We start from the raw sequence: 26,149 nt of genomic DNA on the forward strand, positions 1-26,149 counted from the left end.
TTAATCCCGCGCAATCGGCAACGCGATCCGGAAACACGCCCCTTCGCTGGCGTTGCTCACGCTCAGCCGCCCCCCCATTTGCTCGACGATGCCATAACTCACCGATAACCCAAGCCCGGTGCCGACGCCCACGGGTTTGGTGGTGAAGAACGGCTCGAAAATCCGCTCCAGCAGACGCGGATCGATGCCGCCACCGTTGTCCTCGACGATCAACCAAAGGGTCTGATCGTCCTGTTCTACGTGCAGCGCGATCCAGGGTTCCAGCTCGGGGGTCTTTTCTTTCTTGGAAAGCAGCGCATCGCGGGCGTTGACCATCAAGTTGATCAGCACCTGCTCTAGCTGGTCGACGTGCCCGCGCACTTGCACGCGAGGCCCCGGTTCGCCTACCCGCAACTCGACGCCCTTACCTTTCATGCCCTCGGTGAGCATGTTCAGGGTGCCATCCACGGCATCAATGGGGTCGAACAGTTGCTGTTCGATTTCCGAACGACGCCCGAACACCCGCATGTGGTTGACCACCCGCGCCGCGCGTTGCACCTGAGTATCGATGCGGTTCAGTTTGTCGGTCAGGTATTCGACGTCGGTGTCGCCATTGCTCAGGCGTTTGAGGACGTTGACCACCGCCATGCGCATGACGTTGAGTGGCTGGTTGATCTCATGGGCCAAACCGGTGGCCATTTCGCCAAGGGTGGCCATTTTCGCACTCTGATTGAGTTGCATGCGCGTGCGACGGATTTCCGTGTTGTCGCGGCCCACGGCCTGGATCTCGACCAGCTTGCCGCTGTCATCAAAAACACCCCGATCCGCCCAGACCCACCAGGCATGCTCACGGCCTGGCAACTCCAGACAAATCTCGGCGGTGCTCATCGGCGCCTCCGGCGTCAGTTCGTCGATACGCCGCAAGAACGCCTCTTTCTGCTCGGCAGAGAACCAGTTGCCCAGATTGACGCCCGGCAGTTGTTGCGGCGTGCATTCGAGGTAGTCGGCCAATGGGCGGTTACCGAAATTCAGTATCAGATCCGGCGTATAGCGGCAGATCATCGCGGGCGAGTCTTCGACGAGAATCCGGTAGCGCTCCTCGCTCTCCCGCACACGCTCAGTCGCTTGAGTCGCTTCTGTGACGTCCAGCCACAATCCGACCGCCTCCACCGGCATGCCCAGATCGTCACGCAGCAAACGCGCTTCATCCAGCAGCCAGTGGTATTCGCCTTTCTTGTCGCGCAGGCGATAGCGGCAACTGACCACGCCTTCGCGCAGCAACTGGCGAGTGCGCTGGAACCAGATATCGCGGTCGTCGGGGTGGACGTATTGCGTGAGCAAACCCTCGGCGCATTCGGCCTGGGTCCAACCCAGTAACGGCGTGAGGCTGGCGCTGAAGAAGGTGGGCTCCAAACTGCCCCGGTCATAGCCGAGCACGTAGATCACGGCCGGTGAACTGGCGATCAGGTTATCGAGCCGGGCGTGGGCGGCGGCGGCCTGGATTTCCTGGTTTTTGATGTCGCTGACGTCGAGCATGAAGCCCAGCACCCGCCGGGCCTGCCCGCTGACCAGCACCTGCCCCTGAATCCGCAGCCAGACCGGAGGTTGGGCCGGGTCTTCTTGCTGCAAGCGCACGCACGACAACATGGCTGTCCCGCGATCACGCAAAAGCCCCAGACGGCTTTCCAGCTCATGGCGGTCCGCCGGGTGAATCAACTGCAACCACTGCGTCAACGGCAGCACATCGCTGCTGCCCGGCAAGCCCAGCGTGCGGGCCAGTTGTGGCGCCAACTGCACCTCGTCGCTGTCCGGCAGGAATTCCCACCAACCGGTGCCCAGCAAGTCCTGCAACACCGCCAGACGCTCAAGTTGATGACGATGCGCCTGATCGGCGTGCCGATACAGAATCGGCCCTGCCAGCGCCGAGCAGAGGTTCATCCATTCGCGCTCGCCCAGTTCCGGCGCCTGTTGCGCGGCGTTGTAGAAGCCGAACAACAGCCAGGCCTTGACCGAGCCTTCCTTGTGATGGGGCAGCAAAAATCCGTCGGCATTGCCAAAAGCGCTTTGCAAGTGGACGAGTTGAGTGGGCTCGCCAAAATCGATCTGATGGGTCTGGGTGCTGACCAACGCGTCCAGATCGGTGCCCAGCCGCTGGCCGTCCTGCCACAATTGCGGGGCGGTCTGGGCGTTGAACTGCGCGTAGATGCGCCAGCCTGCGCCACCCGGTTCGGCCAATGCCAGCGCCAGGCAAGGCACGCGGTAACTCTGGGCCAGCTCTTCAAGCTGTTCGGCGGTCACGGCCTGTAACCGGTCGACATGGCAACCACGCACTTTTTCCGCCAGTTGCCCGGCCAGTCTCAGGCACTGCTGACGGCTTTGGGCGACGTTGGCTTCCTCCATCAGATCGCCGATGTCCAGCAGTTGCAGCAGCCATTTTTCGCCCTGCGCCTGCACCCAGCCCCGAGTGTGCAGCACCTGACCATTGGGGCGCCGGAAGTCCAGATCGAGCATGTGCCCGTGCCACTCTTCCGGCGCACCTTCCACCACCAGCGCACTGCCAGGCATCAAATAGCCCATCAAACGCTGTGCAGGCGTGACCACCGCAGCCAGCCCGAGCGCGTTGCGCAACGGTTTGCTGATGCCCGTCACACGGCCCTCCTCGTCCAGTTGCATGTGCCAGTCCGCAATCACCGACGCAGGCTCGACAACCGCAGGTTCGGGCTGTTTTTTCGGCTCGTGTTCGGCAGGCGCCTCGCGTCCGAGCCAACGATTGAGAATTTCGTTTTTAAGGGGCAAGTTGCAGGCTCGCTTGGGCAGAGAGGTAGGTCGGCAGATTCGGTACGTCACCGATTCCGGGGAGTGTTAAAACGGGCACCACTTGGGTCAGTTTGCTTCTGGGGTAGTTGATGCTGACTTGAAGCAATTTGCCGTCAAAGCTGACCGACGTATCGGACGCCACGCTGAACGCGAACGGCGTGGGTATCCACGACAATTGGGTGGTCAGGGCTTGCGTGGCCTGATTTTTGACCACGGTGACGTAACCCGAAACGCTGGGGCTGATCGCAACGCCCTGGCGCACGGCCTCGGCCGCAGCGTTGTTGAACGACTGCATCAGCAGCAGGGGCAAGCTGTAGGTCAGAAGGCCATAGAACACGGCAAAGAAAATCACGAACACCACCGCAAACTCGATGGCGGCTGCGCCTTTTTGTTTTCGAGGGGGGAATATGCGAGGTGTCCTGCGCATGCCGACGTCTACCCTGACAGTGCTACCTTGCAAGGAGCATAGATTCTTTCCGTAAAACAGGACGTTTTTTAGCCCATGAATTTACTGATCCTGCTGCTGTGGTTTGCCGCCTGCGCCGACCAGGATGCTCGGCACAGAAGGGTTTCCAACGTGTTGACCCTCGGTGGTGCAGCGCTGGCGCTGGTCTACCTGCTGATGAATGGCAGCACGTGGCTGGGCGCCTCAATGACAGAGGCAAGGTGGGCGGTACTGTGGGCGCTGTTACTGACACTGCCCGGCTACGCGTTGAAGAAACTGGGTGCCGGGGACGCGAAGTTGCTGGTCACCGTTGCGCTGACCAGCGATCAGATTCACGTGCTGGGCACGTTTGTCGGCGCTGGATTCACCAGTTTGATGTGGCTGCTGCTGCGTCAAAAAATCTGGCCCCATCTGGCTCAAGGGGTTAGAAACCGTTATCCCCAGCTCGCCCCCGAGCCGTCAAACAAACAGCCGTTCGTGCCCTTCCTGTTCACCGGTTTTTTGATGACGACACTCTGTCTTTCCTGAACTCGCATGCGTAGCAGCACGGCCGTGCTGCTACAGGAAAATCGGTAGATCGCCCCCATGCATCTCCCACTAGTCGAAATGCCATCTCATGCTATGTACATAGTCCAAAAGTGAGTCTAGGTTTAGTCCTACGTCCGGGCAGAGAACTGTCCTACAGTGGATTGCCATAAGGATAGGCATGGCGCCGGACCCGGTTCAGCCGTAGTCGCAGCAGGGAGTCGCGCGTGAACAACCATCCCGCTTTAAAGATTCTGATCGTCGACGATCAGCCCCTCATCGTGGATGAGATCCACGAATTTCTGGAAAACAGTGGCTACCCGTGCGTGCCCTGTTACTCAAGCCGCGAAGCCCTCGAATGTTTTCGCGAAGACCCCACCGTCGCCATCGTGCTGTGCGACCTGGACATGCCCGGCATGAACGGCATCGAACTGGTCGAAGCCATGAAGCGCGTGGCGGGGAAAACGCGGATCTTCGAATCCATCATGCTCACGGGCCGCGCCGAGAAGCAGGACGTGATCAAAGCCCTGCGCGCGGGGATCGCCGATTACTACCAGAAGCCGGTAGACCTGAACGAGCTGCTCGACGGCGTGCGGCGTCAGGAAGAATCACTGGAAGAACGCGTGAAGAACGTACAGCACCTGGGCCATCTCAACGACAAACTGCAATTTCTGGCGGCGTCCATCGACGATCTGTGCCAGGACCTGGACAAGTCGCGGCAACTGGCTCAACCGGCGCTGGCGGACAGCGAGGGCGATGTGCAAATCCCGTCCATTTTCGAACAGCTTTCCCCCCGCCAGCTCGATGTCGCCAAACTGGTGAGCAAAGGCAAGACCAACTACCAGATCGCCTGCGAGCTGGGCATCACCGAGAACACCGTGAAGCTTTACGTTTCACAAGTGCTGCGCCTGACTCACATGCACAACCGCACGCAACTGGCGCTGGCATTGTCCCCCACCGCGACCGCGCGAGGGCGGGTGACGGCGCACTAAAGCCTGTGGGGAACTACCGGCCGCTCTGGCGCGCAGCCAACACATTTTCCCTGTAGGAGTGAGCTTGCTCGCGATTGAGGTCTGGCCATCACAACTGCAGTGACTGACCCTATACCATCGCGAGCAAGCTCACTCCTACAGGGGATCGTTGTCTAGTCGTCAGGCGACTCCCATATCGGGAGCCGATCAGTTCCCCCCGCCGCCCCCGCTGCCCGACACACTCCCGCCCTTCTTCTGTTCATAGAAGTCGGGGATCGGGTGCTGGTAGTTGTTCAACCAGTGCTGCTGATCAGTTTAGCGACCTCAATATCGGTCAGATTCCCATCCACGTTCAACTCTCTGTATCGCCCGATTGCGGCACTTTACCCGCCGAGAACCATGGCGAGTGCGCACCCCAAAAGCGCTTTCACCATGGGTGATCCGTTGGCTGGCGATAGCGCGTTACCAGGAGTCATAGGGGATGCCAAATTTGTCGATGTAAGCTCGCGATTCCGGCTCTAACTCCAGGGCGTACCTTCCGTTGGTACGTCCCAAGTCAGGACCTTTTTCGACTACTCGACCTTGCACGCGGCTGACTTCAATCGGGTCCAGACATATCCCTCTGATCCAGGTTTTGGCTATGCCACCGGGGGCAAGGCCAATGACCAAAAGCTCGCGGTGGTCCGTGATCCGTTCTTTCGTGCCTCGGCAGTACGTGTTCTGCTTGACCTCCACCATCGCCTTACGAGTTGCTTCCGGGATATCAACGAAAGCCTCGTAGGTTTGCGGCTCCACCAAAGACTGCCAGCGTACGTAAATCAGACGAGGAACATCGGCGCGCCAGACATCTTTCCCTGCCCCGCTCCCGGGCCTCTTCGGCCAACCTCTCGGATTACCCTTTAGATTCGGCGGCGTCTGAATGGCCGCTATGCCGCTCATGGCTCGCCCGAACACCCGACCTTTGACGTCGACCACATTCGCGGTTTCGATCCAGACTTCCATGTAGTTGGGTGCCAGAAAGCCCAATCGCCACGCGTCATAAGGCAGCTCTACTCCATAGTCATTAACGTGGCTGCACCCGCCGAGAACCATGGCGAGTGCGCACCCCAAAAGCGCTTTCACCATGGGTGATCCGCTGGCTGGCGATAGCGCGTTACCAAGAGCCATAGGGAATACCGAACTTGTCGATGTAAGCCTGAGATTCCTGATTAGGCGGGCGGTAGTAGTGACCGTCTGACAGACCGTCATAGGGTCCTTTCTTTACAATTTGGCCCTGCACTCGGCTGACTTCAATCGGATCCAGGCATATCCCTCTGATCCAGGTTTTAGCTATGCCACCGGGGGCAAGGCCAATGACCAAAAGCTCGCGATGGTCCGTGATCCGTTCCTTGGTAGCTCTGCAGTACGTGTCTTGCTTAACCTCCATCATGGCGTTACGAGTCGCCTCCGGAATATCGATGAAAGCCTCGTAGGTTTGAGGTTCCGCCAACGATTGCCAACGCACATAGATCAGACGAGGAACGTCAGCGCGCCAGACATACTTCCCTTTGCCATCTCCCGGTCGTTTTGGCCACCCTCTCGGATTTCCCCTGAGATTGGGCGGCGTCTGAATGGCTGCTATGCCACTCATGGCTCGCCCGAACACCCGACCTTTGACGTCGACCACATTTGCGGTTTCGATCCAAACCTCCATGTAGTTGGGCGCCAGAAAGCCCAGACGCCACGCGTCGTAGGGTAGCTCTGCGCCATAATCATTAACGTGGCTGCACCCGCCGAGAACCATGGCGAGTGCCCCCCCCAATAATGCTTTGAGCCTATTGATTGCCATGAATAATCCGCTGGTGATCATCAGCGGGTCGGTTAATGAACAGCACTCTTATGTCCGTTCTGTGCCTGTCCTTCACCGCATTCCAGCTCGCGGACAGGTGGATGTAACGGCGGAGTAGCAAGGCCTCTTCGGCGGCGGTCAACTCCAACGCTCCCTTTCTTCCTGTTGCGTAATTCAGAACTTTCGCCGCAATAAGCGTTAGGTCTTCTGGTAAGGCCAGACGCGGATCTCGGTCGTTGATCGCATCGAACGGCGCTCCATGCTGTACCGCCAACTCCCGCATCACTCTTAAATAGACTTTCGAAAGGTCTCCCTCCACCTCACGCTCAAGTGTGCTCATGACGTACACCTGTTTGTAGGCAGGCGTCAGATTGTCCCGGGTACGCGCTTCGTCCTCTGACCAGATGCGCATCTCCGGCTCGATGCCTTGTTCGATCAGGCGCTTGACCAGAGGGCCGACACTTTGACGAGCGCTGGAGACGGCCCGTGCTTGTTCGTTGGGCAACGTCTTGCGCTCCCGGCTGCTGGTGGGTTTCGCCACCAACAGGCGTTCGCGCATGCGAGGTCGGTAGCCACCGCCGATGTCCGAATGGGCACCGGGCAGCACGATATCGTTGCCAGTGCGGATCATGGCGAAATTCAGGCGATGCTCATCCCGGGCGACCAGTTGCACGATTTTGCGGGCGCAGCCTGCGGGTAACCCAAGGTCGAGGCCCGCGTTTCGCGCATTGGCGGGGCTGAAGTCCAACTGCTGAGGCATAACGATACCGGGCACGGTGTCGAAAAGGCCTATGAAGTTCAGGTGGACATCGCGCTGGATTTGCCAGCCAAATCCCTCGACGAACAGTGAAGAGCTGGAAGGCAGCACTTTAGCGAGCCAGCTGTTGGCGCCCTTTCGTATGTCATTGGCGAAATGACGGGCGGCAGCGGCTCCTCGACTGAAGCCGAACACATCAATTTCAAGACGGCGAATCGTTACCCCAGGGTTGTTATCCGTGAAGACCTTCAAACGCTTCAGAATCAACGATGGACTCTGCTGAACCCGAGCCAAAATACCGTACTTCCCCATTCCAGTACCCTGCCCCCACAGATCGTCAGCGCCGCCACTGATAGTTCCTATCCCCTCCAGATAGACAGCAATTGATGCCTCTTCATCTTCTGACCCAATGGGTTCTTCCGTTTGATCCCTATACAAGTCATACAACCGCGCCACATTCGACGTGTCATTCCCATAACTGCTATCCGGCGCACTCCCGTCGAGGCCATAACCGTGCTCGGCGCAGAACTGCTGAATGGCGTCAGCCTCATTTTCCAGCCCGACATCCCGTGCCATGCATCCCGCTACGGATTCGCTGTTGGCCTGGTTGTTACCGGTGCCATCGAAGAACACGCCCAGGCGCAAGGTGATGAGCTGCTCCTGCTCGACTTCTTCTTCCTCTTCTTCAAGTTGCAAGTTGGCAGGCATGATCTCGCGCTGCACGTTCGCAGGTGGCGGACGAACGGAGGCCATCGGCGCGGGGGGATAACCCGGAGCCGATCTCGCGGCCACGTGATTGGCTTTGCTCTCATAAGACGACTTGAACAACGACGGGTTTAGCGTTGCGCGACAGGGGCATGAGCTGTAACTGTCCAACGAACCGGCCACGCGTTTACCGTGGCTGACGATGTAATCGATGCCGTCTACGATTGTGTAGATTTTGCCGTCGACGCCACAGGTGACCCGGTCGCCTTCACGAGCATGATCGATGCCGAACATGTTCACGCCGCTGTGCGCATCGATGACGACACCACCGCATGAAGTCTTGTCGCCTTTCCTTATGAAATACCCTTCCGCCATACGTTCGCTTCCCTGTTGAAACACGCATCCATGCGAGTGGTGTGTAGCCATTGTTGGGTCGGCCACTCAACGGCGGTCGAGCACAGTCCGGGGACTTCTAGCCCTCAAGCTCGGCGAGGAAATCATCAGGTAATGGCGTGTCGGCTCGCTCAACAAAGACGAACCTGTCATTTCGGGTGTTGATGATTTCATCCCCGTTGCTCAAGCGGCTGCCGACGAGTGCGAGATTAAATTGTGTAGTGCCTGAGCCGGTGATGATCTGCGCGCAAGTACCATTGGGGTAAGTAACGACGTCGCCCGGCTGCGCGAGGCGCAACGTCTCACCCTCACGCGTCTCGCAGGTGATGGCCGATGTGGCTTGAAGAATGACACCGCCATCGCGGCTCTGGCTGCCTTCGCTGGCGGGTCGATAGATCGCAATGACCGGGTTCGGAGCGACAGGAACCCCCGGCCGGCAAGCGGTGGTGAACACGAATTCATCCGCTCCCGCCAACGCGGGTTCGCGATTAGTGGCGCAATTCATTGCACGGAGGTGCTCGTCTGTAACGGTGTTGTCGTAGAAAAGCGGTGTCGCTGTACTCATTTGAACTCCAGATCATGAGCGCGTAATTGGGCTGCTGATCCGGGATAGGGATGAGCAAGCATCGTTTGGGCGCTTAGGGTGGAGGACGAGACGAGCAGCGTATGTCGGCATGGCCGATACAGGGCGTCAGAAATGCAGGAGAGTGGCCTAGGCTGTTTCCTACAGAAAGAGGAAGCCTTTAATGTTCGCTTTACGAGTAGGGTGACGGCACATTGAGATTTCAGCGCAGGCTTAGCCGTTGGAAAATCGATGGCCGTCCGGCTACACAAAAACCTGTAGGAATGCCGCCCAGAGCAAGCTCACCTCTACAGGGCCCCGTGTTGACTGCGCAACAGCGCAGTGTCTGTACAACGGGCGATTTTGCGCAGCACCAAGCGCATTCAACTCCCGCCCGCCCCACCGCTGCCCGACACACTCCCGCCCTTCTTCTGCTCGAAGAATTCAGGAATCGGGTGTTGGTAGTTGTTCAACCAGCGCTGCATGCTCAGGTCGCGCTCGATGGGCGCCTGGGGCTGCGGGGTGGTCGAGGCGGCCTTGCCGCTGGCTTGCAGTTGCAGCCATTGCTCGGTGGGTGTGTTGGAAGACGAGGCGTCGTCCGCCAGCGCAATGCCGCCAAAAGCCGCCATACAAAGCCCGATAAAGACGCTGGATTTCACGGCTGGCTCCCTCCATCCGTTGTTGTCGCCGCCACCGCCGCAACCCTCTCAGGCTTGACCCGCACGCTGGCGGGCGATGTCTTGAGTTTTTCCGCGCGGGCCTGTGCATCACTGACCTGATCCGGCGTCAACCCTGCCCGTGAGACCAGTTCGGCGGCCTGTGTCCAGTTGTCCTGATAGATCAGCAGCGTCACCATGTTCGACGCCGCCAGCGTGTCGGACTGCTTGAGTTCGATGGCCGTCAGGAACTGGAACTTCGCCTTGTCCAGCTTCAACTGGTTGAGATAAACGACCCCCAAATCGTTGCGAATTCTTTCATCGGTGGGCGACAGTTTTACCGCCGCCTGCAAATGCATCAGGGCCTGATTGTTGTCCCCGCGCGCCGCAGCGAGCTGGCCCAAGCCGTGCTCACCTTCGGCGGCACGGCAGGTGCCTAAAAGGCTTCGGTACAACGGCTCCGCCTCGTTGCTGCCCAGCAAGCGCAGCACGCGCGCCTTGCGCAGCCGGACTTCCGCCAGGTTCGGCGGCAGGCTTTCCAGATGCGCCAGGCTGGCGTGCAGACGCCCTTCATCGGCCATGTCCTGGGCCATGTTCAGGGCCAGTTCCTGATCGGACGTCGGCTTGGTACAACTGGCCCCCGTGGTGTGTGCCAGCCACGGCGCGCTGCCGTCACTGGCACAGCCACTGAGCAGAGCCAGTCCGATGACTGCGATGACTGCTTTCATGCGATCTCCCTAAGAACTCAGCGCCTTGCCTATGGCTGTGAAGCCCGGCCCTGCGATCACGATCAGCAGCGCCGGAAACAGAAATACCATCATGACCACCGACATCTTTCCCGAGAGCTTGGAGATGTACTCCTGCAAGCGGGTCATGCGGCGGTCGTCGATCAATTGCTTGAGCGCGAGCAGCGATTTCATCGCCCCGCCGCCCTGATGGATCAATTGGTTGAGAATCACGCAGGTGTCGCTGAACTCATCGACCGCCAACTGCGCAGCGATCTTGTTCAGCTCGTCCCCCAGCTCAAGGCCGGAGTCGACCCGCACCAGCATCACTCGCAGCTCGGACGACAGCACCGGCAGTAACCGACGGCCCTCGTTACTCAGCACACGCAGCGCTTGCTCAACCGCCATGCCGGATTCAAAAAGAATGCGCAGCAGCGGAATGAACGTGCCGACCTCGGCCAGTGCCTCCTTTTGTCGTCGCTGAGCCGCTGCGGCGAGCGTGCGCTTGGGCGCCAGATAGCCCAGCCCCATGGCAAAGATCGGCGCCAGCAGCGGGTAGGTCACGTCTTCGAAGAACAGGCTCTGAATCAGCAGCACGACACACAAGAGCACCAGTGGAACGCCCACCTGGAACGCCGCGAACAGCGAGCGCTGGCTCGCTTTGCGCCAGCCGATGCGGTTAAGGAGAATCTGCGTTTCGCTGTCCATGCTCACCGAGCGTTGCCCGAAGCGGCTGTCGCCGAGCAGTCGCAACAGCGTACTGACGCGGCTGTCCCGTGCGACCTCACCTTGCAGGCGTGACATGATCAGGCGCTCGCTGCGGCGCTGGCGGGCGACCGTGATCATCAGAAAGAACCCGGCAGCCGCGAACATCAGTGCACTCAGCAGCAATGCCATGTCAGATACTCCGCAACATGCGCCACAGCGACAGACAACCCAGGGTCTGCATGGTGAAGGCGACCATCAGCATTTTCTGCCCTGCAGCGTCATTCCACATATGCAGCAGGTAACTGGGGTTGACCACCATGAAGTAACCCACCATCGCCACTGGCAACAGCGCCAGAACGACCGCGCTCAAGCGGGTCTCGCCCGTCATCGCGCGCAATTGCCGGGCAGCCTGCTCCCGGTCACGAATCAGGCGGATCAGGTTTTCCAGCAACTCACTGGCGTTGCCGCCATAACGATGGTTGACGCGCAGCCCCAGCGCGAACAGACGAAACTCCTCACGTTCATAGAGTTCGGCAAAATCCTGAACGGCATCCGGCAAGGTGATGCCCAATTGCACGTTGCGCTTGATCCGCGACATCGCCTCGTTCAGCGGGTAGCCCGAGGCGTCGATGCCCTGCAACACCGCGTCCCCCAGCGTCCGTCCGGACTTGAGGCTGCGGATGGTGTGATCGAGCAATTGCGGCAACTGGCTGATCATCCGTCGCACTCGGCGCTGGTAGCGAAAGCTGACGTAAAAGCGCAACACAATGACCGGCAACAGCATGCCCAGCAGCAGCCCGAGGCCGTCGTACAGCAAGAACCCCAGCAACATCACCATCGCCCAGACAGCCAGCGCCAGTGGCAAACGCTCAGCCGGGCGCCCCAGCCCGGCGCGCAGAAACGCACGTTCGAGCCGGGCCAGGCCCGGTTTGGCGGCCACAGGCTCAGGGCGCCCGATCAGCAGACGCGCCATGACCCGCTCGTTCACGCCTTTGTTCAGGCCGCGATAAAACAGGTACACCGACAGGCCGGCGAGCAGCATGAACATCACGCCGAAAACGATGGCGCCCTTCATCTTGAACCTCCTATTCCCGGCCCAGGTTCGGTACGAAAACCAAGCATCGCGGAACCTAGTAATCCAGTTGCCGCAACTTGTCGCCTGCCGGGTTCATCGCCTCGCGCATGAAGCCGAATCCGCTGCGTCGATCCAGGCGGAAAAGCGTGTTGGTGACGTACACGTCGTCGCGAGTGCCCACCACTTCCACCACCTCGCTGACGCAACGTCGGCCGTCCGGCATGCGAGTGAGCTGAATGATCACGTCCAGCGCCGCGCAGATCATCTGGCGCAGGGTTTTCTCAGCGATCTGCCGCCCGGTCAGCCCCACCAGCGTTTCCAGACGCAACAGGGCATCCTGGGCGTTGTTGGCGTGCACGGTGCTCATCGAACCGTCGTGGCCGGTGTTCATCGCGGTCAACACGTCGAGAACTTCGACGCCACGAATCTCGCCGAGGATGATGCGGTCAGGGCGCATCCGCAGGGCATTGCGGATCAGGTCACTGGCGCGTACTTCGCCATGGCCTTCGGCGTTGGGCGGGCGGGTTTCCAGGCGTACCACATGGGGGTGGCCGAGCTGCAATTCGGCGACGTCTTCGATGGTCACCAGACGCTGCTGGGTGTGAATCATTTGGCTCAGAACGTTAAGCATGGTGGTCTTGCCGGTGCCCGTACCGCCGCTGATCAGCACGTTGCAACGCTTGCTGACCGCGTTTTCCAGAAAGTCGTAAATCGACTGATCGATGGTCTGCATGGCCACCAGATCAGAACTTTTGAGCATGTCCTTGCGGAACTTCCGGATCGACACGCACGGCCCGTCCAGCGCAATCGGCGGGATGATCGCGTTGACCCGGCTGCCATCCGGCAAGCGCGCATCGACCATCGGCGAGGACTCGTCCAGACGTCTGCCCAATGGCGCGAGAATCCGCTGAATGACCCGTTCGACGTGATGCGAATCGATGAAGCGCAGGTCCGAGTGATGCAGCACCCCTTCGCGCTCGATAAACACTTTGTTCGGACCGTTGACCAGAATTTCCGTGACGCTCTTGTCCCGCAGCAGCACTTCCAGCGGGCCGAAGCCGGTGAGTTCATCCACCAGCTCTTCGGCCAGCCGCTCCATTTCGTAGCGGGAAATCGCCAACCGCAGACGCGCGACGTATTCGGCCACCTTGTCCGTGACGAACTGCGCCAGCGCCGGACGCGTGCCTTCCAGCAGGTTGCGTCCGCTTTCTTCGATGGCGTCGATGATGTAGCGGTGCAACACCAGTTTCAGGCCCTGCCCGTCGCCGCCACCATCGGCGGGGCGCGCGGACACGCCAAAAAGTTTTTCACCTTTCATTTGTTGGCCCTCAACAGACGGCCCAACCAGCCGTCACGGGGTTTGTCGGTCGTCTGCGACTGGCTCGCCAACCGCTCGCCAAGGTGCCGCAAACCGGTGCTCAGCGACTCCCGAGACGACAGCTCGAACAGCGACAGCCCCTGATTCTTGGCGTTGAGTCGGAACTCCGGACTGAGCGGCAACACGGCCATCGCGGGCAGTCCGAACGTTTTCTCCAAGGCATCGGAATTGGGCGTGACCTGGCGCAGGTACTTGTCCACCAGCAACCCGGCCTGTTGCAGCTTCAAGCCTTTCTCGCGCCAAAGATTGAGAATCGCCAGATTGCGTCGACACTCGATGACGTTCTGGTCGGCGTACCAAAGCAATTGGTCGCAGTGAGTGACAAACGTGCGCAGCGACTCGCTGTCCTGCTGCCCCACCAGATTCACCACCACATGCTGAAAATGCTGGCGCAGCGCGCTGAGCAGCATGTACAACTCGGCCGCGCTGGTGTGCTCCAGCGCCATGTCATCGTCGCCATAGGCCAGAATCCGCAACTGACTGGGGTGAACGCTGAAGGCACTGTCGATCAGGGTCGAGTCGAGTCGCCGCAAATGGCGCACCGCATCGCCGAAGGTGAACGAAGACTCAAGGCTCAACATCGCCAGGCTGTCGCCGCGCGGCATGCCCAGATCCAGCAGCAACGTGCGCTGACCTTTCTGTTGCGCCACCAACGCGAGATGGGCCGACACCAAGGCGCCGTCGCCGTCACACTGGGCGCCGTAGAGCACGGTCAGACCGCCCATGTTCGGGTTCGCCGCCACGGCGGGCAGGCGCTTGCTGAGCCGCCGGACCAGCCCCGCCACCTCACTGGAACGCGAGCCATAAGCCACAAAATCCCGCGCCCCTGCACGCATGGCGTTGAGCACCAGTTGGTTGTCCATGCCGTCGCCCAACGCAACGATGGCCAACATCGGTTTGGCCTCCAACGCGCCTTCGATCAATGCGCTCTGGTTCACCAGATGCTCACGGTCAAGCCCGACGAACACCACGCTGGCGAACGTGACGTCCACCAGCGCCAACAGCTCGTCGAGGCTGCCCGTTCCGGCGCTGACCACTTGCCCCAGCGGCGCCAACGCGCCCTGCAACCATTCAAGGTCGGTGGTGTTGCGGGTAATGGCCAGAAACGTCTGGCTCAGACTCGGTCCCTGACTCATTGCGATAACCCGCCACGGTCGAACTTGCCGTTTTCGAGGAAATACATCTTGAAGAAATTCGGGTCGTAGTTGCGCAGCCCTTCGCCCGGCAACGTCGGCATCGGCGCGTTGACCGCCAGCGGCTGAACCAGATGGGGCGTGACCACCATCAGCAGCTCGCGCTCTTCCCGATTGATCTGCGAGTTGCGGAATAGCGCGCCGATAATCGGGATGTCACCCAGCCCCGGAAACTTGTCGATGGTGGCAATGTTGCTGGTGTTGATCAGGCCACTGATGACGAAGCTTTCGCCATCGGCCAGCGACACGCTGGTGTCGGTCCGACGCACGTTGAGGGCAGGCACTGTGGTGCCCGCGATAGTGACGCCGTTGGTGAAGTCCAGTTCGCTGACCTCCGGCGCAACTTTCAAGGCAATGCGATCACGGCCCACTACCGTGGGCGTGAGCGTCAGGCGCACGCCGTATTCTTTGTATTCGATGGAAATGCCATTGCCTTCGCCATTGGGCACTGGCACAGGGAACTCGCCTCCCGCCAGAAAGCTCGCGCTCTGGCCGCTCAACGCCACCAGACTGGGCCGCGCGAGAGTGTAGGCGAAACCACTGCTTTCCATCGCGTTGAGCATGCCCAGCACTTTGCTGCTGCCACCGCCCCAGACGATATTGAAGTTACTGTTGTTCAGCGGAATCGCCGGGCGCGTGGCGCCAACAGTGCCCGGTGTCACCGTAACCCCCGGAACCGTGCCGGGTGAGCCAAACAGGAAGTTGTTCGACCCCCTGCCGAAGATCGAGGTACTGGCCTCTTTCAGTTTGGTGCGGCTGACCTCGATGAACCGAATGTCCGTCTGCACCTGGCTGGGCAAAGAGGGGTCTTCGGAAGGTGGCAGCGCCTTGTCGGTCATCGCGGTGCTCGCCGTGCCGCGCACGAACACCATGCTCTGCCGGGGCGAGGCAGAACAGGACGTCCAGACCATGAGGCTGGTGGTGCCCGGCCCGACGCCCGTCAGCAGGTAGCCATTGTTGTCGCCTTCAGTGACATGGACGTCCGCAATCTTCGGGTCCCCCACGGCCAGCCGCGTGATCGCGACCGGTGAGCGAATGTCCTGTTGCACACCCTGGCCGATCTCCATCACTGCGGGCATCGATGTCAGTCCGGCACAGTTTGCCGTTGCCGCAGCCGCCGTCCCCTGAACCGGCGCGGATAAGATGAACGCCAACACCACAGGGTTCAATGCCACTATGAAACGCTTGCTCATGAATGCGCAGTCCTTGCTCGACTCAGGGGGTTTGCTGCGTGACCTGATTGCCACGAATCACTTCGATACCGCGTGATTTCTGGCCCGTGCCATTGCCGACCGGCGTAGCGCGGGCAGCGCCCAAATTCAATTGCTCGTAATGAATGACGTTGCGGCTGGAACCCTCCAATTGCGTGGCAATGTCGGTGTCCCCCGCCCAGTAGCGCGCCAGGTTCTTTTCTTCGGCACTGCGCACCGCCAGCCGCAAAGGACCGGCCTGCGAGGCGAGCATCAAGCGGCTGAGAAGTTTTTCCGGAACGGCGACGACGACGCTTCGCGCACCGGATTTGAGTTTCTGCTGTTGCGCGCGGTCATCGCGGCTGAGGCCCTGATCATCCTGCCCCTGATTCACCGGCCCCATGAACGCCCCGACGCTGAGCACGCGCAACGCAGGCACGACCGTCTGCGCACTGCGGTCGGTGCTCATCTGATCAGGCGGCAGATAAAGCAAAACATCGACGTAATCGCCGGGGCTCAACTGGCCGCCTGCACCGATGATTTCATCGATCGCCAGGGCCATGGCGCGCTCGCCGGGACGAATCATCCGCGCCAGCGTGCCACCGGCTTCGAAGCTGTTGTCGTTCAGCCAGGTGCCCGCCGCGAGCGGGCGCCACGATGAGCGCCCGATGGCATCCTCAGGCTTGCTGAAACTTCCGGCAGGCGCGACCTTCAAGCGCTCGACGACCAAATCGTCTGGGGTGATCGGCTGATAAGCGGGCACGTCTCTGACCAGCACCAATACCGGCTGACGGGTGGGGTCTTCGGCAGGTTTTTCGACAGCGACAGGCGCCACGGCAGGGGCAGCGCTATCGGTCACGGGGGCCTGTGGCGCAGGCGCGGGCTGGCGGCTCAGGACCAATCCCCAATATCCGGCAAACAGCGCGCCCAGCAAAAACAACACAGCCAGCCCCATTGTGACGCGACTGTTCATGACGGCCCTCCCGTGCCTGACTACAACCTGAAAACGTTTAAAGACAACCTGTCAGTCAGTTGGCTGTGAACATTCATCCATTTCGCTATGAAAGGTAGTCGAGGTGCTTCAAAACGCCATCAACCGTGGGAAATTTCACGGCGATCTCTTCATTCGGAGGGACGGGGCAAGGCAACGGTACGCGGTCCTCTATCACTTTCGGATTAATGCTTTCTTGTGATTGAAGAGTGGCCCAATGGGGTCAATGCTGTGGGCACGAAGGATTGTTTAACGCGTCATGCGTGCGATAGCGCCTTGTGCGCTGAGGAGTAATCAGATGTTCCTGACTTTCGTATCAGCCATGATTCGACGTTTCGTGAAAGACGAGGAAGCGGCGTCTGCCATCGAATACGCGGTCATTGCGACCATGGTCGCCATTGTCGTGATTGCTTTTGTCACGCCGCTGGGGAACGCAGTCAAGGCCAAGTTCAACTTGATCCTCACGAACCTGGGTGGCACCGCCATTTAGCGATGGATCAAGGCGTCACACGTGTTTCAACCACGTCTCGGCAAGGAAACCAAGATGCCCTCTCATCCCACACGCCAACAATTACTACTCGTTGACGACGAAGAGGACGCCAACGAAGAGCTCGCCGAACTGCTGGAGGGTGAAGGGTTTTGCTGCTTCACCGCCCCCTCTGTGCGGGTCGCGCTGAAGCTGTTGACCGAACACCCTGATATCGCGTTGGTGATCACCGATCTGCGCATGCCGGAAGAAAGCGGCATCTCGCTGATCAAGCGCCTGCGCGAGCACACGTCACGCCAGCACCTGCCGGTGATCGTCACCTCGGGCCACGCCGACATGGAGGATGTCAGCGATTTGCTTCGCCTTCAGGTGCTGGACCTGTTCCGCAAGCCCATCTACCACGTCCGCCTGCTGGAAACCCTCAACAACCTGTTTCCGGAACCCAAGGTTTACCAAGTCGGACCGTGATGCGCTGACATCGCCTTCGAACACGCCGGGCATGCCCCGGCGTTGTTTTGTGTGGACGAAAAAAAGACAGGGGATCATCCGACTCCCCTGTCCGAAACAGACGCGAGCGTTGAGCGAACGTGCCTTCATAGTCGACCGCCGAAGAAAGAACACTGCATCGCGGACATCAGACTCGCGAACGTTCTCACACTGCCCGGCACTACGGCCTGACGCTCAGCCACACCCCACTCAAACCACCGCCGACAACGCCTGTCACACACTGAAGGCCACCTAACGAGGACAGTGGCCTGTGGCTATATATCAGCGTTTTGCAGGCATTCGTGCAATTCGTAACTTGGTATTAATCCGTTAGGTACGACGAGGACATTCGATGGCTGGCCAACTGCATTCGCCAGCAAGCCGGCTCCCACAGGTTAAGCACCGAACAAAAAGACCCGAGTCCGACGCGGTCATTGTGGGAGCCGGCTTGGCGACTTCAATCCACCACACTGAACTCCACTCGCGCAGTCTGTCCGCTTTCATCCAGCACACTCAGTTGATAACGCCCCAATCGGGTGAACGTGTGGGTGTAGCTGTCCTGATTCGCGGTATCCCCCACCGGCGCACCATCGATGAACCACCAGCGTCGGCCATTGCCCCCCAGCGCCGACAGTTTCAGACGAAGCTCTTGCTGACTTCCCGCAGGCAGCCGCAATTGGTCACCTTCACGCACACCCACAATCGAGATGGGTGCGGCAAGGCTCAAACCCTGAGGCGGGCAAGAAGGGTCAATGACAGGCAGTCGCGCTTCCCGTCGCTCGCTTTTCGGCAACCAAGGCTCCAGCGGCGCAGGCCAGAGCGCGATGTCGCGGGCCTCGGCCTGTGGACAACTCGCACCGACGCGCAGGCCTTTGTCGTTGATCCAGACTTTCTCCAGCAAACCTAAACCCAACGGCTGATCGGTGGCTTGCAGCGTCGGCGGCGTGGTGCCATCCAGCGTCCAGGCGAAACGCTGGCGTCGGCAGTTGGGGTCACTTTTGCTCATTGGCTGCCCCAACGGCCAGCAGATCGCGGCGACACCGACGCTCAACGGCACCGGCTGAACCGGCGGCAGGATGTTGCGCTGAGCATCGCGGTTGACCAGCAGATCGTGCACTTGCAACATCAACGGCGCCGCAGACGCCAGGCCAAACTGCCCTGGAACCGGCGTGCCATCAGGTCTGCCAATCCACACGCCAATCAGGAAGCGAGGCCCGACGCCAATCGACCAGGCATCGCGAAAGCCGTAGCTGGTGCCGGTTTTCCACGCCAGTTGTGGGCGCTGCACCAACTCGGCGTGGGGGTCCAGATCCGGTCGCGACTGGCCACTGAGGATGCGCCGAATGATCCACGCGGCCCCCGGCGACATCATCGGTCGGTCACGCAATCTGTCTTCAGGCTGCAAGCGAATGTCGGCACTGCGCCCTCCCCTCGCGAACGCGGCGTAGCCACCGACCAAATCTTCCAGACGACTCCCCGCGCCACCCAGGATCAGCGCCAGATTGGGTTCGGCGAGCGGAGGTAACGTCAGGGGTACACCACCATTGCGCAACTCTGCCGCAAAGCGCTTCGGGCCATAGGCTTCCAGTAACTGCACGGCGGGCAAGTTGAGCGACATCGACAATGCGGAGCTGGCGGCCACCGCACCGTTGAAACCAGACGAGAAATTGCCCGGTCGGTAATCGCCATAACGTCGCGGCACGTCCTGCATCAGCGATTCGGAATGAATCAGCCCCGCGTCCATGGCCTTGCCGTAGAGAAAGGGCTTGAGTGTTGAACCCGGCGAGCGCAGCGCATTGACCATGTCGACGTGCCCAAAGCGCTTGTCGTCGCCAATGTCCACGGAGCCGACGTAAGCGCGCACGGCCATGTTCTCGGCCTCCACCACCAGAATCGCCGCTGACGTGCGCTCGGGCAGACGCGCGCGCCAGCCCAGTAACAAGTCTTCGAGACGCCGCTGCAAACTGGCGTCCAGCGTGGTGCGAATCAATGGCGGGCTGTTGGGGCGATTCAGGCGGCGTGCCAGCAACGGCGCCAGGCTCGGCTCCTGACGCGGCGCCAACAGCAGCGGTTCTTCCAGCGCTTCGTTGACGGCCTCTTGCGGCCATTGGCCAAACTCGGCCAGCCGCTTGAGCACTTTGTCCCGCGCGGCTTGCGCACGTTGCGGATGGCGGTCCGGGCGCAACCGGCTGGGCGCTTGAGGCAGCACGGCCAGCAACGCGGCGTCGGCACGGGTCAGTTGTTGGGGGGATTTTCCCAGGTAGGCCCAACTGGCTGCCGCCACGCCTTGCAAGGTGCCCCCGAACGGCGCGCGATTGAGGTACAGGTCGAGGATTTCCTGTTTCGACAGGTGCCATTCCAGTTGCAGCGTGCGCCACAGCTGTCGAAGTTTACCAGGCAAGGTGCGCGAATGCGGATCGAGCAAACGCGCCACCTGCATCGACAACGTGCTGCCCCCCGACACTACGTGGCCGCCGCTGAGGTTCTGCCACGTCGCCCGGACCAGCGCCATCGGGTTCACGCCGGGATGTTGATAGAACCAGCGATCCTCGTAGGTCAGCAGTGCTTCAAGGTAATAGGGCGAGACCTGCTCGACCGTCACCGGATAACGCCACACGCCGTTGGCATCAGCGAAGCGCCACAAAGGCGTGCCGTCTTCGGCCAAGACGACGCGAGCCAAGTCGTCTTTGGGTAACGGTAACGGCCAGATACGGTCAACGAGCCAGAGCAGCAGGCAGACGCCAATGAGTACAACGCCGATGCGTCGTAGCACACGTGTACGCCTATAAAAAACTCCATGCGTCATGCCAAACAGCCTTTATGCTCTAGGGAACTCGCCCAGCCCATCGACAGCCAAAGCGAACATTCCCTTTCGCGTTTCATTTTTTTCATCAGGAAACAGACATGCAGGTAGAAAGCATTTTCGAGTGGCTGGGCCAGGTCATCGGGGCCGTGATCCGCTTCGTGGTCGATGGTTTGAGCTGGTTGTTCAACCTGTTCACTCATGCAGGTGGCAACTTCGTCGACGGCCTGGCGCGCACGCTGGGCATGGACACCTCGCTGATCAGCATCGTGGCCCTGATCATCGGCCTGATGCTGCTCTACTCGGCGATCCGCGCCTTCATGCGCGCCTCGATCATCATGGGGATCATCTGGTTGTTTCTGGGGCTGTGGCTGTTGAGCTGGATTATTCATTGAGCAGCGATTTGCCAGGTTCGTAACCCTATCTGGGAGTGAGCTTGCTCACGAATGCTGACATCCAGCCAACACATCTTTAAAGGATGTACTGGCCTCTTCGTGAGCAAGCTCACTCCCACAGAAGTTCAATGATTCCAGCCCCTACCCATCACCTCTTCCCTTTCACCACCAACTGCGCTGGCGCATCACCCAGTGCCTGCCAGTTCGGCCGGTACATCGACTCCACTTGCGGCGGCGGCACGCGATAAGTACCCGGTGTCACGGCCCGCGCCAGATACAGCAGGTGCACCGTGTTGAAGCCCTGCAAATCCACCGCCGCCACATAGCGGTCGCCGCGGAATTCCTGGTGCTTCAACCCGGCGTTTTCCATCGACTCCCGCCACTGTTTTACCGACTCGCTGGCGTCTTCCAGGCTGGCCGCGCTTTGCGCCAGATTCTGGTTTTCTATTTCAAGACCGGCAGGCAGCAGGTCAACCACCAACGCGTCCGGCACACGCTCTTTGGATTTCAATTCCAGGTGCACCAGCACCAACTCGCCGCTCTTCAAGGCATTGAGGTTCAGTGCCTCGCCATCCATGCCCAGGTACTCGCGACGAATCGCCAGATTCTCACCACCAGCCGCAGGCGGCTGCGAGGGGTAGCCAGAAATGGTCATCTGCTGATACAGCGTCTCGCTGCCGGTGTTCTGCACCGTCAGCGGAGAGGCCAGTACCGAGCTGTCCAGTTTCACGCCCGGCTGATCGTTGCTCAGTTCGCGGTTGTTGCTGCCGCTGTTCAACGTCGCGGCCCATTTCGCCTCAGGCTTGCCCAGCAGATCACGCCCAGCGAGGAACAGCGAGTTACGCTCCTGAGTCGACAAATAACGACTGGCCGCGACCTGATCCGCCAACGCAAACAGCCGCTCCTCGACCTTGTCCGACGCCAGTTTGTTTTCTTCGAGCAGCGACAGAATCAACGCCTGATCACGCAGCGGACTGCCGTAATCCGCCAGCCAGTCGTTGGCCTTTCGACCCGCTGCCAGCCCCGCCAACAGCGCCTGATCGGCACGCGGTTTGTCGCCCATTTTTTCCAGCGCGATAGACAACTGCACCAATGGCAAGCCTGAACGCGCATCGCTGCGGCGATCGAACAGACTGCGCAGTGCACCCAACGGCGCCTGTTGACTGCGCGACAACACCAGACCGGCGTAGGCCTGAACGGCAAAGCGGGTGTGGTCGGCGTTTTCGCTGTAGTTGACTTCGATCTGATTGCGCTCTTGCAGGTAACGCAGCAGCCGTTCATTGGCCTTTTTCAGCGCCTCGGGCGGCACCGCGAAGCCCTGATCGCGAGCGCGCAGCAGGAAGTCGGTGACATACGCGGTCAGCCAGTATTCCTCTTCGCCATCCGAACCCCACAGGCCGAAGCTGCCGTTGTAACGCTGCATGCCCAACAGGCGCTCGATGCCGATCTCGATCTTGTGTTTGCGCACCTCATCGGACTCACCCTCAAGCCCCAGTCGCTTGAGGGTGGCGGCATCGGCATACAACGACGGATACAGGCCGCTGGTGGTCTGCTCCAGACAGCCGTAGGGGTAAGCCTTCAGCGCACGAATCTGTTCGCCAAGGTTCAGCGGTGGACGGCTGGACACCGACAGCAGCGCCTCACGCCCGGCAGGTTCGAATGCGTCCAGCGCACCGTCCGGCAGGCTCCAGGCCTGATCCTTGAGCACGGCACGGTACTGACGCAGCATCGCCGGATAAGCCGGACGCACGCCAATGGTCCACTCGCGGCTGAACGCTGGCAGGTTTTCGCCCGGCAGGTCCAGGCCATTGACGGTCACTTTGATCACGCCTTGACCAAAACCGCCCTGCGCTTTCACCGGGATCTGCAACGTCGTGCGCTGGCCTTGATTCAGGCTGACCGCTTTCGCGCCGTCGCCTTCACCCAGGCTCAACTGCCCTTCTGCTGTGACCTGCACATTGAGTTTCTGCGCTTTGCCGGACAGGTTCGACAGGTCCAGCGCCACTTTGGTCTGGTCGCCTCCCGCCAGAAAACGCGGGGCCGACAGTTCGGCAATCAGCGGCGCGGCCACAACGGTTTTCGCTTCGGCCATGCCATAGCGTTCGTCGGTCCAGGCCTGCGCCATGATCCGCAGTTCGCCGTTGAAATCAGGAATGTCGACGCTGACTTCCGCATCGCCCTGCTCGTTCAAGGTCACTGGAGCGCTTTGCAGAGCAACGATGGTCACGCTGGTTTCCGGGCGCTTGCCGCCCTTGGCCAGTGCGGCATCACCACCGAAGGCCAGACTGGCGAGACGATTGCGCCCGGCTTCGATCAACTGGCCATAGATGTCGAGCTGATCGGCACCGTATTCCTTGCGCCCGAACAGGCTGGCGAATGGATCGGGCGTAGCGTACTCGGTGATGTTGAGAATCCCGACGTCCACCGCTGCCACCAGCACGTGCACGTCTTTTGGAATCGAGCCATCGGCGTTCTTCGCGTTGACCTTGAGTTTGAGCGGCTGCTTGGGACGCATCTTCTCGGGCGCCGTCACGGTCAGCGCCAGCTTGCGTTGCGAGCGATCCAGCGGCAGGTGCAGCACGCCGACGGCACGCTTGGGCGTGACATTGGCCTTGCGTTCACCCGGACGAATCACCAGCGCGCTGACGTACAGGTCGTGGCGTGCCCATTTCTTGTCCACCGGCACGTCGAAGGTCTTGCCCTCTGCGGGCACGTCGATCTCTTGCCACCAGAGAGGCCCCTCGCTCGACTCCACCAGCAGATAGCCCTTGCCCGCAGACGGCGGTGTGACGGTGACTTTTGCGGTGTCGCCATCGGCGTAGGCCGGTTTATCCAGCGCCAGCTTGACCTGATCAGGACGCACGGCGCCGCCTTCGGCGTTGTCCTGCCAGCGATAACCGGCCCAGAAGCGCACGCTGCTGACGATGCCAGTGGCCGGGTCTTCGACCTCGACGCGGTAAGGACCCCACTCCACCGGGAAGCTGACTTTGACGGTGGAATCCTTCTTCACGCTGACCGTTTCTTCGGACAGGTTGAGGAATTTCTCGTTGTAGTGATAGCTCCAGCCATCGCTCTCCGAGTAATTCCAGTAATAGTCACGACGCTCACGAATCAGGCGAACTTTGAGGTTGTCGGCCGCCAGTTTGTGGCCTTCGGCATCGGCCATCAGCACTTCGAATTCCACCGGGCCATCGCCATCAGTGGCTTCGCCGTCGAACAGGCCACGCAGGCCCGGCATTGTGTCGGCAGGCCAGACCGGTTGTTCCAGACGCCGAGTGATCGGCCGTCCGCCCGACTCCTGCAAACTGGCTTGCAGCACCAGTTGCAGCGGCGAGCGGGCCTTGGCCCATTGACTGTCGATGCTCAGGTCCAGTTGGCCGTTGGCATCCAGCGTGCTGTCTTCAATCTCCAGATCCTGCTTGAGGTCTTCTTCGGTGATCGAACCGAATTGATAGCCCGGCAATCCCGGCACCGCTTCACGCAGTGGGCGCACGTACAGTTGACCGGTCAGGCGATTGCCCGAGGCAGGCGCGCCATAGAGGTAACGGCCATTGATGGACACATCGAATGGCGCGTCAGGGGCCAGCGGGGTGTCGCTACCCTTGAGTTCGAGGGCCATGCGCTCCGGCAGGAAATCCTCGACCTGAAATTCATACAACTGCGGCTTGCCATCGCCCAGGTCGAAGACCAATTGCCAGCGTCCTGTCGGGGCTTCGTCCGACAGTTGCAGTTGGTATTGATACAGCCCGGTGGCGTCAGCTTCCCACACGAATTTGCGACTGACCTGCTCGTCGGGGCGTCGCACTTCGACGGTGATCGGCTGAGGTTTCACGCCCTTGCCGTCGTTGTCGCGCAACAGGCCGTTGAGCAGCACGGTTTCGCCGGGGCGATACAGGTCGCGCGGGCCAAAAATAAAGAATTGCAGCGGGTGCGCTTGCGGGCCGGTGATGTCGAACTCGGCCAGATCCAGCGCTGCGCTGTTCAGACGCAACAGGCTGGTTTGCTCGGCCTGCTTGGCCAGCAGCACTTCGGCCTTGGCGGGCAACGGCAGCTCGGCGTGACCGGCATTGTCGGTCTTGGCCTGACCGACCACGCGCCCCTTGTTGTCATACAGCTCAAGATCAACGCCATTCAGCGCCTTTCCACCTTCCAGCGCTTGAGTGAAAACATCGAGGCGATTGGCGTAACGATGCGCCGACAGGCCGATGTCACTGAGGGTGAACAGCGTTGCAGGCTGGGAATAGTTGTAGGTGCCTGAAGCGCGCATGACCGCCAGATACACACCCGGCTGTTGCAACGGCTTGAGTCCGGCAATCGGCAGCAGCACGGTTTCCCGAGTGTTGCGCGCAGGGTTCAGGTCGAAACGACCGCCGTAAACCAGATCGGCCATCGGCAGCAGTTCTTTGGATTCATAGCTTTGCAGGCTGGACGAGCCTTCCCATGAACTGAGAAACGCAGGCAGTGAGTCCGGCTTGATGCGGAAGAACTCGACATCGACCTTGTCGACGTTCAACGCGATCACCGGCAAGCCTTCGGCCAGGCGGGTCGGCAACAGGCTGCCACGACTGGCGAAGCCAACCGTCGCTTGCAGGTCAGAGGTTTCCAGGCGCGCTGAATACTCGGCCGCCAGGGTGTTGTTGTTCACGGCCGCCAGACCGGGATCGATGGTGAGGACCAGTTTGCGCTTGGGTTCCAGATGACGCAGACGCAGTTCCATGAGGTTGTCCGACAGCTCCCAGGCGCCATCGACCTTGCCGTTGACGCTGTCCACCAAGTGCACTTTTTCAGCGAACTTCTGGTCGGGATTCAGCGGCACGGAAAAACTCAGCGACAGCGTACTGGCGCCGTCGAGCTGGATTTCCGAGACGTCCACCATTGTCAGCTCACGCCCGGCGTAACGCTTGCTCAGCGCCGGGATGTCCAAAGCGGGCTTGGGTTTGGCCGTTTCTACGGCTGCGGCTTGAGGCGCGGCAGGCTGCGCGGGGGCAGAAGCGGGTTTGTCGGAAGTGGAGGAATCGCAGGCACTGAGCAGTACCAGCGCACAGGCCAGGAACAATCCTTTGTTAAGCATGAGGCACTC

At 60.5% G+C, this 26,149-nt stretch carries 21 protein-coding genes; 5 read left to right on the forward strand and 16 right to left on the reverse strand.

Features of this window, described 5'->3' with window-relative positions:
• Both ACI5GA_RS12615 and ACI5GA_RS12620 read right to left on the reverse strand, forming a co-directional pair.
• Positions 1-2,775, reverse strand: coding sequence for an ATP-binding protein (locus tag ACI5GA_RS12615; RefSeq protein ID WP_421422912.1), 2,775 nt, complete (start codon positions 2,773-2,775; stop codon positions 1-3).
• Positions 2,765-3,223, reverse strand: coding sequence for a TadE/TadG family type IV pilus assembly protein (locus ACI5GA_RS12620; protein ID WP_404634028.1), 459 nt, complete (start codon positions 3,221-3,223; stop codon positions 2,765-2,767). Before ACI5GA_RS12620 ends, ACI5GA_RS12615 begins: the two co-directional genes overlap by 11 nt.
• Before the next feature lie 75 nt (positions 3,224-3,298).
• Between ACI5GA_RS12620 and ACI5GA_RS12625 the strand changes: the two genes are divergently transcribed.
• Together ACI5GA_RS12625 and ACI5GA_RS12630 are read left to right on the forward strand one after the other, a co-directional pair.
• Complete coding sequence (locus tag ACI5GA_RS12625; protein ID WP_421422913.1) at positions 3,299-3,769, forward strand: prepilin peptidase; 471 nt, start codon at positions 3,299-3,301, stop codon at positions 3,767-3,769.
• 224 nt (positions 3,770-3,993) lie between these two features.
• Positions 3,994-4,758, forward strand: coding sequence for a response regulator (locus ACI5GA_RS12630; RefSeq protein WP_404634032.1), 765 nt, complete (start codon positions 3,994-3,996; stop codon positions 4,756-4,758).
• A gap of 441 nt (positions 4,759-5,199) precedes the next feature.
• On the opposite strand, the gene ACI5GA_RS12635 is transcribed toward ACI5GA_RS12630, so the two are convergent.
• From ACI5GA_RS12635 to cpaB, 12 genes are all read right to left on the reverse strand, one after another.
• Complete coding sequence (locus ACI5GA_RS12635) at positions 5,200-5,862, reverse strand: DUF2931 family protein (protein WP_421422914.1); 663 nt, start codon at positions 5,860-5,862, stop codon at positions 5,200-5,202.
• Between the two features lie 28 nt (positions 5,863-5,890).
• On the reverse strand, positions 5,891-6,586 hold the full coding sequence (locus tag ACI5GA_RS12640; RefSeq protein WP_421422915.1) for a DUF2931 family protein: 696 nt from the start codon (positions 6,584-6,586) through the stop codon (positions 5,891-5,893).
• Complete coding sequence (locus ACI5GA_RS12645) at positions 6,552-8,402, reverse strand: PAAR domain-containing protein (protein WP_421422916.1); 1,851 nt, start codon at positions 8,400-8,402, stop codon at positions 6,552-6,554. Before ACI5GA_RS12645 ends, ACI5GA_RS12640 begins: the two co-directional genes overlap by 35 nt.
• 97 nt (positions 8,403-8,499) lie before the next feature.
• Positions 8,500-8,985: a hypothetical protein gene (locus ACI5GA_RS12650; RefSeq protein ID WP_421422918.1), complete on the reverse strand. Its 486-nt coding sequence runs from the start codon at positions 8,983-8,985 to the stop codon at positions 8,500-8,502.
• A gap of 380 nt (positions 8,986-9,365) precedes the next feature.
• Positions 9,366-9,641 (reverse strand): DUF3613 domain-containing protein, encoded by a 276-nt coding sequence (locus ACI5GA_RS12655; protein ID WP_421422919.1) that lies wholly within the window; start codon positions 9,639-9,641, stop codon positions 9,366-9,368.
• Positions 9,638-10,366, reverse strand: coding sequence for a tetratricopeptide repeat protein (locus tag ACI5GA_RS12660; RefSeq protein ID WP_404634044.1), 729 nt, complete (start codon positions 10,364-10,366; stop codon positions 9,638-9,640). The genes ACI5GA_RS12655 and ACI5GA_RS12660 overlap by 4 nt, the downstream gene beginning before the upstream one ends.
• 9 nt (positions 10,367-10,375) lie before the next feature.
• Positions 10,376-11,260, reverse strand: a complete 885-nt coding sequence (locus ACI5GA_RS12665; protein ID WP_421422920.1) for a type II secretion system F family protein — start codon at positions 11,258-11,260, stop codon at positions 10,376-10,378.
• A 1-nt stretch (position 11,261) separates the two neighbouring features.
• Positions 11,262-12,146 (reverse strand): type II secretion system F family protein, encoded by an 885-nt coding sequence (locus ACI5GA_RS12670; protein ID WP_404634048.1) that lies wholly within the window; start codon positions 12,144-12,146, stop codon positions 11,262-11,264.
• 55 nt (positions 12,147-12,201) lie between these two features.
• On the reverse strand, positions 12,202-13,464 hold the full coding sequence (locus ACI5GA_RS12675) for a CpaF family protein (protein ID WP_404634050.1): 1,263 nt from the start codon (positions 13,462-13,464) through the stop codon (positions 12,202-12,204).
• Positions 13,461-14,660, reverse strand: a complete 1,200-nt coding sequence (locus tag ACI5GA_RS12680) for a pilus assembly protein (RefSeq protein WP_421422921.1) — start codon at positions 14,658-14,660, stop codon at positions 13,461-13,463. Before ACI5GA_RS12680 ends, ACI5GA_RS12675 begins: the two co-directional genes overlap by 4 nt.
• Positions 14,657-15,910 (reverse strand): type II and III secretion system protein family protein, encoded by a 1,254-nt coding sequence (locus tag ACI5GA_RS12685; RefSeq protein WP_421422923.1) that lies wholly within the window; start codon positions 15,908-15,910, stop codon positions 14,657-14,659. Before ACI5GA_RS12685 ends, ACI5GA_RS12680 begins: the two co-directional genes overlap by 4 nt.
• Positions 15,911-15,932: 22 nt before the next feature.
• Entirely contained in the window at positions 15,933-16,880 is a 948-nt protein-coding gene (cpaB, locus tag ACI5GA_RS12690; protein ID WP_404634056.1) for a Flp pilus assembly protein CpaB, read from the reverse strand.
• A 316-nt stretch (positions 16,881-17,196) separates the two neighbouring features.
• Here cpaB and ACI5GA_RS12695 point away from each other — a divergent pair, with 316 nt between their 5' ends.
• Positions 17,197-17,388: a Flp family type IVb pilin gene (locus ACI5GA_RS12695; protein ID WP_421422924.1), complete on the forward strand. Its 192-nt coding sequence runs from the start codon at positions 17,197-17,199 to the stop codon at positions 17,386-17,388.
• Between the two features lie 54 nt (positions 17,389-17,442).
• Positions 17,443-17,853, forward strand: a complete 411-nt coding sequence (locus ACI5GA_RS12700; RefSeq protein ID WP_404634060.1) for a response regulator — start codon at positions 17,443-17,445, stop codon at positions 17,851-17,853.
• Positions 17,854-18,328: 475 nt separating this feature from the next.
• On the opposite strand, the gene pbpC is transcribed toward ACI5GA_RS12700, so the two are convergent.
• Positions 18,329-20,644, reverse strand: a complete 2,316-nt coding sequence (gene pbpC / locus ACI5GA_RS12705; RefSeq protein WP_421422925.1) for a peptidoglycan glycosyltransferase PbpC — start codon at positions 20,642-20,644, stop codon at positions 18,329-18,331.
• A 131-nt stretch (positions 20,645-20,775) separates the two neighbouring features.
• Here pbpC and ACI5GA_RS12710 point away from each other — a divergent pair, with 131 nt between their 5' ends.
• The gene (locus tag ACI5GA_RS12710; protein ID WP_404634064.1) at positions 20,776-21,069 is read left to right on the forward strand and encodes a hypothetical protein; all 294 of its coding nucleotides are present in this window, start codon (positions 20,776-20,778) and stop codon (positions 21,067-21,069) included.
• 148 nt (positions 21,070-21,217) lie between these two features.
• Here the strand turns inward: ACI5GA_RS12710 and ACI5GA_RS12715 are convergent, their stop codons facing one another.
• Complete coding sequence (locus tag ACI5GA_RS12715) at positions 21,218-26,140, reverse strand: alpha-2-macroglobulin family protein (protein WP_421422927.1); 4,923 nt, start codon at positions 26,138-26,140, stop codon at positions 21,218-21,220.
• Between the last annotated feature and the right edge of the window lie 9 nt (positions 26,141-26,149).

It is taken from the genome of Pseudomonas sp. Pseu.R1 (assembly GCF_045764065.1).
Lineage (GTDB): Bacteria > Pseudomonadota > Gammaproteobacteria > Pseudomonadales > Pseudomonadaceae > Aquipseudomonas.

What these genes read in the sequence shown, in the direction of transcription:
- ACI5GA_RS12665 (WP_421422920.1), bottom strand. Translation starts at nt 11,260, where the DNA reads ATGGCATTGCTGCTGAGTGCACTGATGTTCGCGGCTGCCGGGTTCTTT.
- ACI5GA_RS12710 (WP_404634064.1), top strand. Translation starts at nt 20,776, where the DNA reads ATGCAGGTAGAAAGCATTTTCGAGTGGCTGGGCCAGGTCATCGGGGCC.
- cpaB (WP_404634056.1), bottom strand. Translation starts at nt 16,880, where the DNA reads ATGAACAGTCGCGTCACAATGGGGCTGGCTGTGTTGTTTTTGCTGGGC.
- ACI5GA_RS12675 (WP_404634050.1), bottom strand. Translation starts at nt 13,464, where the DNA reads ATGAAAGGTGAAAAACTTTTTGGCGTGTCCGCGCGCCCCGCCGATGGT.
- ACI5GA_RS12715 (WP_421422927.1), bottom strand. Translation starts at nt 26,140, where the DNA reads ATGCTTAACAAAGGATTGTTCCTGGCCTGTGCGCTGGTACTGCTCAGT.
- ACI5GA_RS12635 (WP_421422914.1), bottom strand. Translation starts at nt 5,862, where the DNA reads ATGGTGAAAGCGCTTTTGGGGTGCGCACTCGCCATGGTTCTCGGCGGG.
- ACI5GA_RS12645 (WP_421422916.1), bottom strand. Translation starts at nt 8,402, where the DNA reads ATGGCGGAAGGGTATTTCATAAGGAAAGGCGACAAGACTTCATGCGGT.
- ACI5GA_RS12670 (WP_404634048.1), bottom strand. Translation starts at nt 12,146, where the DNA reads ATGAAGGGCGCCATCGTTTTCGGCGTGATGTTCATGCTGCTCGCCGGC.
- ACI5GA_RS12620 (WP_404634028.1), bottom strand. Translation starts at nt 3,223, where the DNA reads ATGCGCAGGACACCTCGCATATTCCCCCCTCGAAAACAAAAAGGCGCA.
- ACI5GA_RS12700 (WP_404634060.1), top strand. Translation starts at nt 17,443, where the DNA reads ATGCCCTCTCATCCCACACGCCAACAATTACTACTCGTTGACGACGAA.
- ACI5GA_RS12640 (WP_421422915.1), bottom strand. Translation starts at nt 6,586, where the DNA reads ATGATCACCAGCGGATTATTCATGGCAATCAATAGGCTCAAAGCATTA.
- ACI5GA_RS12650 (WP_421422918.1), bottom strand. Translation starts at nt 8,985, where the DNA reads ATGAGTACAGCGACACCGCTTTTCTACGACAACACCGTTACAGACGAG.
- ACI5GA_RS12685 (WP_421422923.1), bottom strand. Translation starts at nt 15,910, where the DNA reads ATGAGCAAGCGTTTCATAGTGGCATTGAACCCTGTGGTGTTGGCGTTC.
- ACI5GA_RS12625 (WP_421422913.1), top strand. Translation starts at nt 3,299, where the DNA reads ATGAATTTACTGATCCTGCTGCTGTGGTTTGCCGCCTGCGCCGACCAG.
- ACI5GA_RS12680 (WP_421422921.1), bottom strand. Translation starts at nt 14,660, where the DNA reads ATGAGTCAGGGACCGAGTCTGAGCCAGACGTTTCTGGCCATTACCCGC.
- ACI5GA_RS12695 (WP_421422924.1), top strand. Translation starts at nt 17,197, where the DNA reads ATGTTCCTGACTTTCGTATCAGCCATGATTCGACGTTTCGTGAAAGAC.
- ACI5GA_RS12660 (WP_404634044.1), bottom strand. Translation starts at nt 10,366, where the DNA reads ATGAAAGCAGTCATCGCAGTCATCGGACTGGCTCTGCTCAGTGGCTGT.